The following is a 14992-nucleotide window of genomic DNA, read 5'->3' as shown; positions in this document are numbered from 1 at the left end:
CGGGCACGAGGCTTCCCCGGACCCCCCTACCCGCCGGACGGCCGCTCCGAAGCGTGTGTATGGGTGCCTCACAGGCAGGTGGAACGAGCGCCCGGCAGAGTCGGACGGGGAACGCCTCACTATGGTGGTTGTTCGCACGGCGCATAACCATTGGCCATTACACGTAAGGTCACACGACTCCGCGAACCGAACCGCTGAAACCCGGCCCCTCGTACACTCCACCATGGGCACACCACTCGATTCACGCACGGAACAGGCCGAAACGGTCGTCGACCGACTCCAGGAGGAGTATCCCGATTCGACCATCTCGCTGCGCTACCGTAACCGCCTCGAGCTGCTGGTGGCGGTCGTCCTCTCGGCACAGTGCACGGACGAGCGCGTCAACAAGGTCGCCGAGGACCTGTTCGAGAAGTACCAGACCGCGGCCGACTACGCTGCGGCCGACGAGGAAGAACTCGCGGAGGACATCTACGGCATCACCTTCCACAACAACAAGGCGGGCTACCTCGTCGAGGCCGGGCGCATCATGGTCGAGGAACACGACGGCGAGGTGCCAGACACCATGGACGAGCTGACCGAGCTGCCGGGCGTCGGCCGCAAGACCGCGAACGTCGTCCTCCAGCACGGCCACGACATCGTCGAGGGTATCGTCGTCGACACGCACGTCCAGCGCATCTCCCGCAGGCTGGGCCTGACCGAGGAGGAGCGCCCTGACGCCATCGAGGACGACCTCATGCCGGTCGTCCCCGAGGAGCACTGGCAGCAGTTCACCCATCTGCTCATCGACCACGGGCGAGCGGTCTGTGACGCACGCAACCCCGACTGCGACGCGTGCGTCCTCGCGGACATCTGCCCGTCGGAGAAGGGCGACGGCGAGGTCGACCTCGCCTCTGGCGAGCCCTGGACGTAGAACCCTCCCACCCAGTGAAGTTGATAACAATCGACTGTTTTCCACTCATGCAGCCGCGAGGGCTAGTGGAATAGGCGCGACACTGACCTCGGTGTCGGCGTAAGCGGGAGGTATGGGAGACGAGGAATCCCGCGACCAGAACACACACGTCGAGCAACGAAACGAGTCCGGCATCCCCGACGAACTCGGAGAGCGCGGGGAGAACCCACCCGGCGAGACCGACGAACCGGTTCCGGCGGAGGAGCGCGAGCGCACCGACGAAGCGCACGAGGAGTCCGTCGAAGACCGTGAAGAGACAGAGCGCGAGCCCGGCCGACAGAAGAACACCGAGAAAGAGAGCACGACCGCCCAGAACCAGACCAACGCGGACAACGGCCCCGACGAGATGCCCAACCAGGGACCGAACTGAGCCTCAGAACGGGGCCTGGAGGAACCCGTACCTGATGAGATAGCGAGCGACGCCCACGATGTACGCGAGTATCCAGAAGACCACGTACCCGAACACGCCGACGCGGAGGCGTCGCCGCCAGTGTTCCATGTTCTCCCCGAGGTCGTCCAGGTCGACGTCCTGGTCCGGGTCGTGATACAGGTTGTACCGGCGCTTCGCGCCGAGGATACGGACGATACCCGTGAGAGCGAACACCAGCAGGGCGTACGCCTGCAGCCCGAGGAAGGCGTGCAGTGCGGACAGCCCGCCGAGCTGTTCGAACAGTCGCGGGCCCATCCAGGTGACCACCGGCACCGTGTTCAGGGTGAGCCCGGTCACGATGAACTTCAGGTGGTAGATGAGCACGTCCCAGGTGACGGTGTCGGTGTCGATCATGATCCAGGCACCGTACAGATAGAACGGGAAACTCGCCGTCACGAGGGCGAGCGCGACCGTCGCAATCGTCGTGTCGGCGACCATGTGCCTGTCTCGGTGGGCCGTCGGGTTAAACGGTCTGAATCCGGGCAGGGAGACGCGTTCGGAAAGCGTATACTGGTCCAGACCTAACCTCCCGGCAGATGACTCGACCGAAACGGGCGGACGGCGGGTCCGACACCGACGTGGCGGAGCCGTCCGAGGACGAACTCCGCCGACGTGTCGAGGAGACCTACGACTTCGAGAACTTCGGCCCACAGGACATGGCCGAGATGTCCTACGAGGAGTGGGACGCCGTGTTCGACCCCGAGACGTGGATCGTCGGCGAGGAGCTTCTCGACCGCGTCGAACGCGACCTGAACGCCCAGGTCGCCAGCCGCGACGTGTTCGCCATCGTCGAGCGCGTCCGGTACGAGGGCGAGCACTGTCTGCTCGCGTACTCCGACGAGGGCTACGCGCTGGTGTACCCCGACGGCTCGACGGACGGGTTCGGGACCGTCCTCCGGGACGTCAAACCGACCGTCGCGCTCTGCTCGATGGAGGAGTACGACCCGTCGGACGCGCAGGCGAACGCCGTCCTGCCCCACCCCGACGAGGTGCCCGAAGGCAGCGGCCAGCTCGGCAACTGGATGCTCCAGGCCGTCGCGTTCGTGCTCGCCCTGAGTGCGCTGGCACTGTTCGGCGGCGCAGCGTTCGCCCCGAACCCGGGCGGCCCGGGCGACGCTGCCATCGCGAAAGGGGTGATGGTGGTCGCCGGACTCGTCTTCCTGCTCACCGCCGGTATCCTCTTCCTGACCGTCGCGAACGCCCGCCTGTCCGACCGCTTCCGGGCGAAGGAGTACAAGGACCGGCTCCGAGCCATCGGCCTCGAAGACGGTGAGCGCCCCGAGTTCCTCCCGCCTGTCGAGCCCATCGAAGGCCACGAGGCGATACCGTCCAACGGTGGAGCCGAACCGACGGAATCCGCCGCAAACCCCGATTCCTAACCCCGTTCTCGGCGGCGGCATCGGTGGGTTTAAGCGAACCCAATCCTGAGCATTTCATGTATGAATAGGCGGGACTTTCTGAAGGCTGCCAGCGGCGTTGCCGGAGGCGCTGCAGCAGCGAGCACGGCGGCGTCTGCTGCCGGGCAGGAGGAGACAACGACGACCTCCGGAACGTCCGGCACCGCCACGGGGACCGGCACAGGTACCGGGACAGGTACTGGAACCGGCACCTCTGGTGGCGGCGGCGGAGGTACAGAGACCGTCCAGGTCGGGCCCGGCGGCGAATACGTGTACACACCCGGGACGGACAGCCCCCTGTACATCACGCCCGGGACGACCGTCGAGTTCGTCTGGGAGTCCGACAACCACAACGTGAGTCCGACGAGCGTCCCCGAAGGCGCATCGTGGGAGGGACACACGCCCATCGAGAACACCGGGTTCTCGTTCAGTTCGACGTTCGAGACCCTGGGCACCTACGAGTACCAGTGTGACCCCCACGCCGGCCTCGGGATGGTCGGTTCCATCGTGGTCAACGAGACCGGCCAGGCACCGTCCAGCGGTGGTGGCGGCGGCGAAGCGGACCCCGAACACATGGGCGTCCCGTTCCAGGCACACTGGGTCGGCATCGCGACCATCCTCGCGATCATCGCCTCGCTCATGTTCACGTTCTACGTCATCAAGTACGGCGAATCCGCACACACCAGCAGCCCAGGGAGGAAGTAAACAATGTCAACGAAAGGAAGCAACTACGGTGACATCCACCGCTACGAACCGGCTCGCGAGAGCACGGCCGCAGCAGTCGCCATCGTGCTCCTCACCGTCATCGAGATCGTGTTCGTCGGTCTGTTCACGTTCGGTCTCGTCAACGGGTGGGGCCTCGACGAAGTCGGGAACATGTATCTCGGGTTCCTGCTCGCGATCATCTTCGTCGACCTCGCGTTCATCCTGATGCTGTACCGCAAGGAGTTCCTCCCCGACGTGATGATCGTCAAGAAGCGTCGTCGCAAGTGGGAGGACCTCTACATCCGCGAGGAGGACGCCGATGGCGTCAGTATCGGCGGTGCATCCGCCATGGACACACTCAAGCGTGCTGTCTACCCCTACTACAAGAAATAAACCATGCCAGTCGACGAAGACAAATATCCGGTCGAATCGGACCGTCGCCGCTTCGTAAAGGGCGTCGTGGGCGGTGCGACACTTGCAGGGATTACCACTGCAGGGTCCGCCGCGGTCAACTCCGCGACAGCCCCGAGCGGCCAGGGTGGTGGGACAACCACCTTCCGTGCGGTCGAGAACACGGACGGTCCCGCGCCGCGCGGGATGCCACAGATTCCCATCGAACTCGAACCCATCGATGGCGAAGACGACTACTACATCAAGGGCGTCTGGCCCGAGGTGTCCACCGAGACCCAGCAGGGTCGGGAGGTCAAGGTCGCCAAGCAGGACATCGCTGGCGTTACCTACTCCTCGGAGTGGTTCCAGTACTGTGGCGTCCAGACGTACACTGGCGTGTACCCCGACGCACAGGAGGAGAACTCCGACCTGACGAACTACTTCCGGTACACTGAGAGCTCCCAGTACGAGTGGCAGAGCTCCGACGTCAGCGGCGGCGACCGGATGAAGCTCAGCGACTTCGAGGACTACGAGACCTGGGAGAACGGCGTCGGCACGCCCGGCATCGGGAAACCGGCGACCGGCACCTGGCGCTCCGAGGGGCTCGAACCGGCGGAGACGATGCCGGTCGAGATCATCCGCTCGAAGCGCATCGAGCAGATGGCCAAGGAGAACCCCGACAGCTGGCTCGCCGCCAGTACGGACCAGGGTGTGATGGCACACCTGAACAAGTGTACGCACTTCTGCTGCGTCCCCGGGTTCAAGAAGGAGGGCTCGGCGAAGTTCGCCGCGGCAGACGCGATCTACTGCCAGTGCCACCAGTCGGTGTACGACCCGTTCAACATCGTCGAGAAATCGTTCGTGGCACTGCCACGGCCGGGGAGGGACTGACCCATGAGTCTCGAGAAGAAGGACGAATACGACCACGGCGGGTGGATGCAGACGAAGGACCTCACCCCCGTGGAGAAGACGTATCTGACCGTCCTCATCTGGATGGACCAGCGTCTCCGGCTCGTGGACTACCTGGAGCTCGTCGAGAACCTCTACTACAAGGTCAACTTCCAGATGCCGAAGAGCCACACGGAGCAGTACAACCTCGACAACAAGTTCTGGTACTGGTACCCACTGTACGCGTTAGGGAGTTTCTCGACGATAGCGTACGTCGTCGCGGCACTCTCCGGCGCACTGCTCGGGTTCTACTACTCCCCGGCGACGACGGGCGACCCGTCGACCGCGTACAACAGCATCGTGTTCATCATGACCGACCTGAACTTCGGGTTCATGCTCCGGTCCATCCACCGGTGGTCCGCCCAGGTGATGGTCGCGGCAGTGTTCCTGCACATGCTCCGTGTGTACTTCACGGGCGCGTACAAGGAACCGCGCGAGCTCAACTGGATCCTCGGCATCATCCTCATCTCCCTGACGATGGTGTTCGGGTACACCGGCTACCTGCTCCCGTGGGACCAGCTGGCGTACTGGGCTGGCCAGATCGGCGTCGAGATGTCGCTGTCCATCCCGCTCGCGGGTGAGTGGGTCGCACAGCTCCTGTTCGGCGGCTTCTCGCTGAGCCAGTCGACGCTCCAGCGCATGTACATCATCCACGTGTTCGTGCTGCCGTTCGTGGTGACGACCCTCATCGCCATCCACATCGGCATCGTCTGGATGCAGGGAATCGCGGAACCGCACTAATCGAGAATCATGGCAGACGAAAACAACGAACCTATGACAGACGGCAGCGGTACCGGCATCGTCGCGCCGGACGACGAGGTCCCGACGTGGCGTGAGCGCAAGGAGCGCACGCAGGGCCTCTCTCGGCTGACCTACGAGTACTTCGAGCGCGCGCGCCGCGAGGACCAGGACCTCCGCATGGAGTCCGACTACGTCGAGCGTGACGTGCTCGCGTTCCCGACGTGGCCCCACGAGATGATCCGCAACCTCGCCCTGACGAGCTTCTTCGTCGGGATGATCATCTTCCTCTCGGCCACGCTTCCGCCGCACATCGGCCCGCCGGCGGACCCATCGACGACGCCGGCGATCATCCTGCCCGACTGGTATCTCTACTGGTCGTTCGGCCTGTTGAAGCTCGGCCCGCTCAACCCCGAGCTGAGCATCCTCGGCGGCGACAAGCTGGTGTCCGACCGTACCTACGGTGTTCTCGCGAACGTCGTGGTCGTCGGGTTCATCTCCATCGTGCCCTTCCTGAACAAGGGGAGCGCACGGCGGCCCGTGGAACAGCCGTTCTGGGCAGCGGTCGGTGTGATGGGCGTGGTGTTCGCGTTCACCATCTCCGCGCTGTCGGTCAAGAACCTGCTCCCGATGGACTCCCACCTGCTGTTCGACCTGACGTTCCTCATCCCGCCCATCGCGGGCCTCATCGCGTACGCGGTGTTCAAGTCGATGCAGGAGGGGTACATGTACAGCCTCAACCGGCGCTACTACCGCCTGCGCCCGCCGAAGTAACTTCGCCCGTTCTCTCCTCTCATGGACGATACAGACGAAACACAGTCGCCAGACTCGGCTGGCCCACGCGGTCGCGAGGTCGAGGTGCCACTGCGGGTGTACAAGACGGTGACCGTGGTCGCCACGCTGCTCGCGATGGCCGGCGTCATCTCGGGGTTCATCCTGCTCGATTCGGCGACCAACCGCGCGACGGCCGAACTCTCGGAGGTGAACGTCGTGCTCGCGCTGGTCGGCCTGGGACTCATCGTCTTCGGCGCAGCAGTGTACGCCTTCTCGACACGGTTCCGGACCGCGGGAATGGGAAAGTCTAAAGACGACTCCTCCGAAGATTCAGACAATGGCTGACGAATTTGGCAAGGGCCTCGCCATCGGCACTGGCGCTGGCCTCATCTGGATGGTGCTCGCCGGATGGTACAACACGCCGAGCTTCGAGGGCGCACAGCTGACGGGGGCGGGACCGGAGAACCCCGGCGCGTACGACGCCCTCGGTATCATGGTCAAGAACGGCCTGTTCTGGTTCGCCGTCCTCGGGATGTTGACCTTCTGGGTCGTCCTCCCGGCCGCGAAGGGACTGCGCGCAGAACTGGCAGACTAGGTCGCGGTCGACGTACTTCTCTCCTCTCTGTCGCTCGTCGCCAGCGGCGGGACTGTACAGATAGTGCAGGACACATAGCACAGTACGCACAGCGCAATACGTACAGCACAGCACGCACAGCGCAGCACGAATCGTGTGGCACCGATAGCGCCGCACGGCCAGCCGACAAGCACGGTCATGCGACGAGGGAGTTAGCGGGTCCGAGTGTCGGCGCGGGTCGAGCGGCCGGCTCCGACACGGCGAGGGTTACTCGGGCTCCGTGTGTCGACTGGAGCCGGAGAGATGGACGCGGCCGAACGCGAGTCTCCGAACAGTGACTCCCGTCGCACCGGGTGTGACAGACGACGCCCGGTTTCGGTCCTACCGGTGGCTGTTCGGGGGTGACGGACAGAAGGAAGATGCGACTGGAAGCGCCGGTTCAGATGATGGCCGTCCAGACGCCCTTCACGAGGAAGAACAGGGACTGGTAGCCAGCGTAGGCGAGGACGAACGCGGACGCGCCGAGTGCGCCCTTCGGGGCGCGCGGCTTCGCGTCCTTGCGGACGTCGACTTCGCGGACCTCGAACTCGAAGAAGTCGGCGAGGAACATGCCGACGACGAGCATCGAGAGGACGACGCCGCCGTGTGGTTCGATGGTCGTGTAGTAGAACGTCGCGAGGATGAGCACGACGTTCATGGCCTCGTGGGGCATCCAGCGCGAGAGCGATTCAGTGTCCTCCTGAGCAGCCTGCTTCACGTCGCGCCGATACGCGAGGAAGCGCGTGCCCATGTTGAGCACGACGAGCACCAGCAGCAGGTACTCGATGGCCAGGACCCCGCCGACGACCTCCTGGGCGAGCACCTGGTCGAGGGGTCCGAACATCGTATCTGGGTCCATGGTCGTCACTCTGTCCCCGTTCCATTAGAGTTTTTCCAAAGCGCCCTACCACCGACCGGCACTCGCAGGGGTACAGAGCACCGTGAGGGTGGGGCCGGCAGAGAGCGAGACGGTCACGTCGGGCCCGACCTCGCAGAACGCACGGTCGTCGATTCGGAGCAACACGGCTCCCTCGTCGCGCTCGACCGAGAGCACGAGGTCGTCGTCGTCGACGATCCAGTGGTCGGACTGGATGGCGAACGGCGATATCGGGACGGCGACACCGGTTCCCGTGCCGGGTTCGAGCGTGGGCCCGCCCGCGGCCTTCGCGTAGCCGTGGCTCCCGGTCGGGGTGGCGACGACGACGCCGTCGGCCCGGAACTTCGAGACGAGGTGGCCCCCGGAGCGGACGGCGTACTCGGAGATTCGGGCGGGTTCGGCGGTCACGAGCATGACGTCGAACAGTGCAACTGCACTGTCGCCATCGACAGACACGTCGAAGCACCGGCGCGATTCGGCCGTGGTCTCGCCCGCGACCGCGGCGGCTATCGCCTCGTCGTGAGCGTGGGCCGGGACCGACCTGAGGCCGGCACCGGCATCGATTGGCAGGACTGGAACGTCGACGCCACCGCGGACGAGGTCGAGTACTGCGGCCTCGCCGACCGCGACGACAAACGTCGGCGACGCTTCGGCGAGGGTCGCCGGGTCCTCACGGAGGACGGTCGCGCCGGTGTCGGCGACGGCCGCTTCCACCGCGGCGACGCGCTCTGTGTCCGACTCGCCCGCGACTCCGACCACCGGCGACTGCTCCTCGTCGCCCGCCACGCTGTCCATGTGTCGTACTCGCGTCCCCGCCGACAAAAAAGGCTCCACTCCGTCGCCACGGGAGGTGGCCTACTCCTGCTCGTTGTAGGGCCAGTCACCGGTGATGCGCATCCCTTCGGCGAGGTCTTCGGCTTCGAGGTCGGCCGCGATGTCGTCGGGGTCGCGGTGGGCGACGTCGAACTCGTCGCTGGCGAGGTGGACAGTGAGTTCGCCGAGCAGGATGGCCTGTTCGCGCAGGTCGCGTTTCTCCAGTTTGTCGAGCGTGTCCGCGTGCGTGTGGCCCCAGCCGCGGCCCGTGCCGCTGGTCTCGCCGTAGGCGTGGTAGCCCGGGACGCCCCACTGCGTGAACGGCCAGTGGTCGCTGTGTGGGCCCTGATTCGGGACCGCCTTGAGGGGGTGGTCGAGTCGGTCAGCGACCGCGTCGAGCGCCTCCTCGAGTTCCGGGAACCCGTGGGTATAGAAGCCGAGGTCGCGCGCCTGGACGACGCCGTCGTTGTTGAGGATGGCCTTGATGTCCGCGAAGTCGGCGCGGTCGGCTTCGTACTCGGAGCCGACGAGGCCGACCTCTTCCGCGCCGAAACAGACGAATCGCACGCGCGTGTCGAGTTCGTCCTCGCGGTCGGCGAGCAGTCGCGCGAGTTCGACGACCATGGCGGTTCCCGCTCCGTTGTCCATCGCACCCGTGGCGATGTCGTGGGCGTCGACGTGACTCGTGACGAGGACTTCCTCGTCAGTGTCCGGGCCGAGTTCGGCGTGAACGTTCTGGCTCGTCGCGTCCTCGATGGTCGCCTCGACCGAGACGGACACCTCGTCCCCGTCGTACTTCCGGGCGAGCTGCGCGCCGGTCTCCGCGGAGACGCCCACTGCGGGAATCTCGCCGATGGGGTCAGCCTGGGTCCCGACGGAGCCGGTCGGCGGCAGGCAGCCCTCGACGTGGTTGCGGTAGACGAACGCGGCCGCCCCCGCCTCGACCGCGTGGTAGTACTTCTCGCGGCGGTGGAGGTAGCGGTCGTAGTGGTCCGGGATGTCCGAGCGGACCATGACGACCTTCCCCTCGCAGTCGGCGTCCTCGAAGTCACCTGGCAGGCCGTAGCCGAGGTCGAGGAGGTCTCCGGTCGCTGTCTCGGCCGGACTGCGGGGCAACGCGATGCACTCGTGCTGGAGCGAGAACGTCTCGGCGTCGGCTTCGATAGCACTGCTGCCACGTTCCCACCCCTGGATGTCGAACTCGTCGAGGTGCGCGTCGCGCGCGCCAGCCCCCTCGAGTGCGTCACGGGTTGCCTCGGCGGCGGCTCGCTCTCCTGTAGACCCTGCCATCCGGTCCCCGATGTCGACGAGGGCTTCGAGATGGTCCCATCCCGTGTCACTGACGAACGTACGACCAATCCAGGTAGACATGGTCTGCCGTGTGGCCCCGTGACGCGTAAGGATTGCGACTCCGGCGCATGGCTAACGATTTTTCATTTGAAAGCGGGATACCGTGGGTGATTATCGAAACTCTGCTCCAGAGTATAAGTACTCTGCCGATTATTTCACACCGAAACCGGATTGGGGCGATGTTTTATTACCTATTGGCCCAATCATCCGATAGACCCTCAGGTGGTTCTAATGTCAAGTGAGGCCCAAAATCTCGTTCGTGTTATGTCCCCGGGCGGCTCAGCCGTCGGTGACCGCCAGCTCTCGGAACAAGAGGCGAAGTCCCTCTACGAGACAATGGTACTCGCCCGGACATTCGACGAGAAAGCGATCAGCCTCCACCGGCAGGGGCGCATCGGCACCTACGCCCCCATGCGGGGCCAGGAGGCTGCCCAGATCGGTGCGGCCGCGGCCCTCGCCGACCGTGACTACCTGTTCCCCACGTATCGCGACCACGGGATGTACGTCCAGCGCGGCATCGGCCTCCGTGAGGTCCTGCTCCACCTGCTCGGCGACGGGCAGTACATCGACCGCGAGGACCCGGAGGGACTCACCACCTTCCCCATCACCATCCCCATCGCGACCCAGTTGCCCCACGCCGCGGGCATCGGGATGGCCGCCCAGCTCAAGGGCGACGACGTCGCCTCCCTGGTCTCCTTCGGTGACGGCGCGACCTCCGAAGGCGACTTCCACGAAGGACTGAACTTCGCCGGCGTGTTCAACGCGCCGACGGTGTTCTTCTGCCAGAACAACGGCTACGCCATCTCGGTCCCGCGCGAACGCCAGACCGCGAGCGCGACCATCGCCCAGAAGGCCCAGGCGTACGGTTTCGAGGGCGTCCGCGTCGACGGGAACGACGTGTTCGCCGTCCACGAGGTCGTCTCCGAGGCGCTGGAGAAGGCCAAGAACGGCGGCGGTCCGACGCTCATCGAGGCGGTCACCTACCGTCGCGGTGCCCACACCACGACCGACGACCCCTCGAAGTACCGCGACGAGGACGACGCTGCGGACTGGCTGCAGGAGGACCCCCTCGACCGCTCGCGGACCTACCTCGAAGAGGAGTTCGGCTGGTCCGAGGAGGACGAGGCGGCCGTCACCCAGTGGGCCAAAGAGGAGGTCGCCGCGGCCGTGAAGGCCGCCGAGGAACACACGGGCTACGAGCCCGAGGAGATGTTCGAGCACGCGTACGCGGAGATGCCCGACCACCTCCGCCGCCAGCGCCGGGAGATGGTCGACGAACCGCGCGTCGACCACTGAGCCGGCCGACTACAACAGACCTTCTTCTCGCATCGCTGCAATCACGTCGTCGACGAGTTCGTCGACGGACTCGTACGGAAAAGAGTGGTAGTCGCCGAGCCTGACCGCGAGCTCCATCGCGGTGTAGCGCTCGTCACCGACCTCGAATCGCGTCTGTGGGCCGCCGGGAATCGCCGGGACGAGGTCGAACGGGTCCGCGACGGGATACGTCGCCGGTTCCAGCGCGGCCGTCAGCTGGGCGCGCAGTTCGCGTTCGACCTCGTCGTCCATACGTCGGGTCGGTCGTGGGGGCGGAAAAACGTTCCCCGCCGGCCCGGTTCAGTCCTCGGTGAACTCCTCGAGCAGGGTCTCGAGACTGTAGCTCTGCAGGCCGCGCGGGTCCTCCCACAGCGTGTCGATGACGTAGGTCGAGTTCGTCCGCTGGACCTCGGGCACCTCCTCGAAGTCACGGATGATGCGCCCGACCATGTCGCTGTCGCGCAGGCGTGCGATGGCGATGAAGTCGGTCTCACCCATCGTCGAGAACACCTGTGTGACCCCCTCTATCTCGCGAAGCTGGTCGGAGACCACCTCGTGGGGGCCGCTGTAGTCGGCCAGCACCTCGATGATGATGGTGACGCTCAGGCCGAACGCCTCCTTGTCGATGTCGTAGAGTTCGTTTTCGACCACGCCGGCCTCCTTGAGGTTGTTCAGCCGATAGTGGATGGTCGACACCGGGATGCCCGTCTCCTCGTGAAGTCGCTCGGGACTCCCCGTCCCCAGTTCGGCGATCGCTTTGAGCAAGCGCACGTCGCGTTCGTCCATTGTGAGAGGGGTCTCGCGCCACCGTAATGAACATTCGGCACAAAAGAAATCGATTCTATTTCGATATTCAAACGATATATTGTAGTTATATTTCACTGCTCTCTATCTTCTCGCCATTCAAACCAATTATTCTGTTCCTGTTGCGGAAGTCTTTAATATCGACAATCGACCGTAGTTGCAGATACGAACATGTTTCACGCGAACCTTTGGAGACGACTTTCAGATACGAGCGGAATGTTCCTCATTCTGGCAACGCTCTGGGGCACCTCCTTCGTCGCCATCGAGGTCGGTCTGCATCACTTCCCACCAATCCTCTTCGCCGCATTGCGGTACGACGTGGCCGGACTCATCGTCCTCGGCTACGCCCTCTACTCGACCGACCGCTGGCGGCCCCGCGAGCGCGACGAGTGGCTCCAGACCGCGGTGACCGCGGTCTTCGTCTTCGCCGCCTACCACGCACTCCTCTACATCGGGGAACAGCACATCTCCGGCGCGGTCGCCGCGGTCGTCATCAGCCTCTCGCCCATCCTGACCGCGGGCTTCGGCAGCGTCCTCAAGGTCGACGACCCGCTCCAGCCCCTCGGTGCCATCGGGTTCCTCTGTGGCATCGCCGGCGTCGTGGTCGTCGTCCAGCCCGAACCGGGGACTGCACTGTCGACCAGCCTCCTCGGCGTACTCCTCGTGTTCATCGCGGGGACGAGCTTCGCCCTCGGGACGGTCCTGACGCGCCCGCTGGACTCCGGGCTCCCCGTCCAGACCATGGAGGGCTGGTCGATGCTGCTCGGTGCCGGCCTGCTCCACGTCGTGAGCCTCGGCCGGGGCGAGTCCTTTACGGCCATCGAATGGACCGGCCCCGCCGTGGTGTCCCTCACCTACCTCACGCTGGTCTCGGGTGTCGTCGCGTTCCTGCTCTACTTCGAACTGCTCGACCGCCTCGGACCGACCGAGATCAACCTCGTCGGCTACCTCGAACCCGTCGTCGCGACCGTCGCGACCTGGCTCCTCTTCGGCGACCTCGTCGACAGCACGACCCTGTTCGGGTTCACCATCATCTTCGCCGGCTTCGCGCTCATCAAGCGCCACGCGCTCTCCGGGTACCTCCGGCGGCGGCTGCCGACGGACCGGTTGCCCTGAGACGCAGCCGCGATTGGAAATCTCCAGTTGCGGAAACGCGGGCGTGAGAGCCGGTGTATCGGCCGGATTCGGCCAGCTTTTACGTGTGCGGTACGGCAGTCTCTGGCATGACCTCTTTCGACTTCGATTACGACCTCCTCGTCGAACTCATGGAGACCCACGGAGCGCCCGGGTACGAAGACGCCGTCCGCGACATCGTCCGTCGCGAGCTCGACCCGGAGGTAGACGCCATCGAGAGCGACGGGATGGGAAACGTCGTCGGCACCATCGGCGGCGACAGCGACTACAGCGTCCTCGTCGCGGCCCACATGGACGAGATCGGCTTCATGGTCAGACACGTCGACGAGAACGGCTTCGTCACCATCGACGCGCTCGGCGGCTGGGACCCACAGATCCTCCGCGCCGAGCGGGTGAACATCCGCACCGAGGACGGCGACCTCCCTGGCGTCATCGGCTCGGTCCCGCCCCACACCGGCGGCGAGGACGACGACGAGGAGCGCACGGTCCACGACGTGACGGTCGACCTCGGGCTCCCGGCCGACGAGGTGGACGAACTGGTCTCGGTGGGTGACCTCGTGACGATGTCCCAGCAGACCGAGGTTCTCGGCGACTGCATCTCCGGGAAGTCCATCGACAATCGCGTCTCAGTGTTCATCATGCTCGAACTCGCCCGGCGAATCGACGACCCCGACGTAACGATCCACTTCGCCGCGACGGTCCAGGAAGAGGTCGGGCTCCGGGGGGCAGAGGCGCTGGGCGTCGACGTGGACCCGGACCTCGCCATCGCGCTCGACACCACCGTCGCCAACGACATCACCGGCTTCAAGAAGTGGGACCACATCACCCGGCTCGGCGACGGTGCCGGCATCAAACTCAAGGACTCCTCGGTCATCACGAACCCGAAGGTCCACCGCCGGCTCCGCGCGGTCGCCGAAGACGAAGACATCGAACACCAGTTCGAGGTTCTCCCCTCGGGCGGGACCGACACCGGTGGCCTGCAGTACTCCCACGGCGCACTCCCGGTCGGCGCGGTCTCCATCCCGACGCGGTACCTCCACACCCCGACCGAGGTCGCCCACGCCGAGGATATCGCCGCGTGCATCGACCTGACCGCAGCGTTCCTCGAAACTGAAGACGGTGAACACGACTACACCCTGTGAGCCGTATCGAAGATTTCACTACAACCGACTCCAAAGCGGTCAGTATGAGCCGCGACACAGAGGACGCGCCCGTCTCTCGCCGGCAGTTTCTGAAGGGCGCCGCAGGGGCAGCAGCCGTCGCAGCCACGGCTGACACGGCCAGTGCACAGGAGACCAAGACGGTGACCGTCGGTCCGGGCGGAAACTACGTCTACACCCCCGGTACCGAGGAGCCACTCTACGTTGCCGCAGGTGGCACCGTGGAGTTCGTCTGGGAGTCCGACAACCACAACGTCAACCCAACCAGCGTCCCCGAGGGCGCGTCCTGGGAGGGCCACACGCCCATCGAGAACACCGGGTTCTCGTTCACGTCGACGTTCGACACCAAGGGCACCTACGAGTACCAGTGTGACCCCCACGCCGGCCTCGGAATGAAGGGTGAAATCGTCGTGAACGACACCGGCCAGGCCCCGTCCAGCGGCGGTGGCGGCGGTGGCCCGGTGCTCCCCGACTCGGCGAAGGCAATCGGCGTGGCGACCCTCGGCGCGATGCTGTCGGTGCTCTCGCTCGCCTTCGTCTTCCTCAAGTACGGCGGCGACTACGAGACCCCCGAATAAGCGAGAACGGTACCTTTT

Annotated in this window: 20 protein-coding genes; 14 read left to right on the top strand and 6 right to left on the bottom strand. The window is 65.2% G+C overall.

Annotation, left to right across the window (positions count from 1 at the left end):
* Window positions 1–223: 223 nt before the first annotated feature.
* Both nth and ACSC1S_RS05230 read left to right on the top strand, forming a co-directional pair.
* Entirely contained in the window at window positions 224–910 is a 687-nt protein-coding gene (gene nth / locus ACSC1S_RS05235; RefSeq protein ID WP_435363442.1) for an endonuclease III, read from the top strand.
* A 112-nt stretch (window positions 911–1022) separates the two neighbouring features.
* On the top strand, window positions 1023–1319 hold the full coding sequence (locus tag ACSC1S_RS05230) for a hypothetical protein (RefSeq protein WP_435363441.1): 297 nt from the start codon (window positions 1023–1025) through the stop codon (window positions 1317–1319).
* Between the two features lie 3 nt (window positions 1320–1322).
* On the opposite strand, the gene ACSC1S_RS05225 is transcribed toward ACSC1S_RS05230, so the two are convergent.
* Window positions 1323–1817 carry a DUF7321 family protein gene (locus tag ACSC1S_RS05225; protein WP_435363440.1) on the bottom strand — a complete coding sequence of 165 codons (495 nt, stop codon included), beginning with the start codon at window positions 1815–1817 and terminating at the stop codon, window positions 1323–1325.
* A gap of 98 nt (window positions 1818–1915) precedes the next feature.
* Here ACSC1S_RS05225 and ACSC1S_RS05220 point away from each other — a divergent pair, with 98 nt between their 5' ends.
* The 8 genes from ACSC1S_RS05220 to ACSC1S_RS05185 are packed head-to-tail and all read left to right on the top strand — an operon-like array spanning window position 1916 to window position 6926.
* Window positions 1916–2758 (top strand): DUF7319 domain-containing protein, encoded by an 843-nt coding sequence (locus tag ACSC1S_RS05220; protein WP_435363439.1) that lies wholly within the window; start codon window positions 1916–1918, stop codon window positions 2756–2758.
* 60 nt (window positions 2759–2818) lie between these two features.
* The gene (locus tag ACSC1S_RS05215) at window positions 2819–3481 is read left to right on the top strand and encodes a plastocyanin/azurin family copper-binding protein (RefSeq protein WP_435363438.1); all 663 of its coding nucleotides are present in this window, start codon (window positions 2819–2821) and stop codon (window positions 3479–3481) included.
* Between the two features lie 3 nt (window positions 3482–3484).
* A complete protein-coding gene (locus ACSC1S_RS05210; RefSeq protein ID WP_435363437.1) occupies window positions 3485–3874 on the top strand; it encodes a DUF7318 family protein in 390 nt (129 codons plus the stop codon).
* A gap of 3 nt (window positions 3875–3877) precedes the next feature.
* Complete coding sequence (locus ACSC1S_RS05205) at window positions 3878–4762, top strand: ubiquinol-cytochrome c reductase iron-sulfur subunit (protein ID WP_435363436.1); 885 nt, start codon at window positions 3878–3880, stop codon at window positions 4760–4762.
* A 3-nt stretch (window positions 4763–4765) separates the two neighbouring features.
* A complete protein-coding gene (locus ACSC1S_RS05200) occupies window positions 4766–5560 on the top strand; it encodes a cytochrome b (protein ID WP_435317843.1) in 795 nt (264 codons plus the stop codon).
* Between the two features lie 9 nt (window positions 5561–5569).
* Window positions 5570–6331, top strand: coding sequence for a cytochrome b family protein (locus ACSC1S_RS05195; protein WP_435317842.1), 762 nt, complete (start codon window positions 5570–5572; stop codon window positions 6329–6331).
* 21 nt (window positions 6332–6352) lie between these two features.
* Window positions 6353–6676, top strand: a complete 324-nt coding sequence (locus ACSC1S_RS05190) for a DUF7315 family membrane protein (protein WP_435317841.1) — start codon at window positions 6353–6355, stop codon at window positions 6674–6676.
* On the top strand, window positions 6669–6926 hold the full coding sequence (locus ACSC1S_RS05185; protein ID WP_261650772.1) for a DUF7314 family protein: 258 nt from the start codon (window positions 6669–6671) through the stop codon (window positions 6924–6926). Before ACSC1S_RS05190 ends, ACSC1S_RS05185 begins: the two co-directional genes overlap by 8 nt.
* 418 nt (window positions 6927–7344) lie before the next feature.
* Here the strand turns inward: ACSC1S_RS05185 and ACSC1S_RS05180 are convergent, their stop codons facing one another.
* From ACSC1S_RS05180 to ACSC1S_RS05170, 3 genes are read right to left on the bottom strand one after another with little or no spacing between them, the layout of a single operon-like run.
* Complete coding sequence (locus ACSC1S_RS05180) at window positions 7345–7803, bottom strand: DUF7313 family protein (protein WP_435317840.1); 459 nt, start codon at window positions 7801–7803, stop codon at window positions 7345–7347.
* Window positions 7804–7848: 45 nt separating this feature from the next.
* A complete protein-coding gene (locus ACSC1S_RS05175; protein WP_435363435.1) occupies window positions 7849–8616 on the bottom strand; it encodes an NAD(+)/NADH kinase in 768 nt (255 codons plus the stop codon).
* Window positions 8617–8676: 60 nt separating this feature from the next.
* The gene (locus tag ACSC1S_RS05170; RefSeq protein ID WP_435363434.1) at window positions 8677–10005 is read right to left on the bottom strand and encodes a M28 family peptidase; all 1329 of its coding nucleotides are present in this window, start codon (window positions 10003–10005) and stop codon (window positions 8677–8679) included.
* A 243-nt stretch (window positions 10006–10248) separates the two neighbouring features.
* Between ACSC1S_RS05170 and pdhA the strand changes: the two genes are divergently transcribed.
* Entirely contained in the window at window positions 10249–11280 is a 1032-nt protein-coding gene (gene pdhA / locus ACSC1S_RS05165) for a pyruvate dehydrogenase (acetyl-transferring) E1 component subunit alpha (RefSeq protein ID WP_435363433.1), read from the top strand.
* A gap of 9 nt (window positions 11281–11289) precedes the next feature.
* Here pdhA and ACSC1S_RS05160 read toward each other — a convergent pair whose 3' ends face one another.
* Complete coding sequence (locus ACSC1S_RS05160; protein ID WP_435317836.1) at window positions 11290–11550, bottom strand: MTH865 family protein; 261 nt, start codon at window positions 11548–11550, stop codon at window positions 11290–11292.
* Window positions 11551–11598: 48 nt separating this feature from the next.
* Window positions 11599–12084 (bottom strand): Lrp/AsnC family transcriptional regulator, encoded by a 486-nt coding sequence (locus tag ACSC1S_RS05155; RefSeq protein WP_435317835.1) that lies wholly within the window; start codon window positions 12082–12084, stop codon window positions 11599–11601.
* 234 nt (window positions 12085–12318) lie between these two features.
* Between ACSC1S_RS05155 and ACSC1S_RS05150 the strand changes: the two genes are divergently transcribed.
* The 3 genes from ACSC1S_RS05150 to ACSC1S_RS05140 all read left to right on the top strand — a co-directional run bounded on the left by ACSC1S_RS05150 (window position 12319) and on the right by ACSC1S_RS05140 (window position 14974).
* The gene (locus ACSC1S_RS05150) at window positions 12319–13218 is read left to right on the top strand and encodes a DMT family transporter (RefSeq protein WP_435363432.1); all 900 of its coding nucleotides are present in this window, start codon (window positions 12319–12321) and stop codon (window positions 13216–13218) included.
* A gap of 107 nt (window positions 13219–13325) precedes the next feature.
* A complete protein-coding gene (locus tag ACSC1S_RS05145; RefSeq protein ID WP_435363431.1) occupies window positions 13326–14378 on the top strand; it encodes a M42 family metallopeptidase in 1053 nt (350 codons plus the stop codon).
* 44 nt (window positions 14379–14422) lie between these two features.
* Complete coding sequence (locus ACSC1S_RS05140) at window positions 14423–14974, top strand: plastocyanin/azurin family copper-binding protein (RefSeq protein WP_435363430.1); 552 nt, start codon at window positions 14423–14425, stop codon at window positions 14972–14974.
* Window positions 14975–14992: the final 18 nt, after the last annotated feature.

The sequence above is a fragment of the Haloarchaeobius pelagicus genome (assembly GCF_051207375.1).
GTDB lineage: Archaea > Halobacteriota > Halobacteria > Halobacteriales > Natrialbaceae > Haloarchaeobius.
Note: the sequence above shows the minus strand (reverse complement) of the source record. Positions and strands in the feature narration are given on the sequence as shown.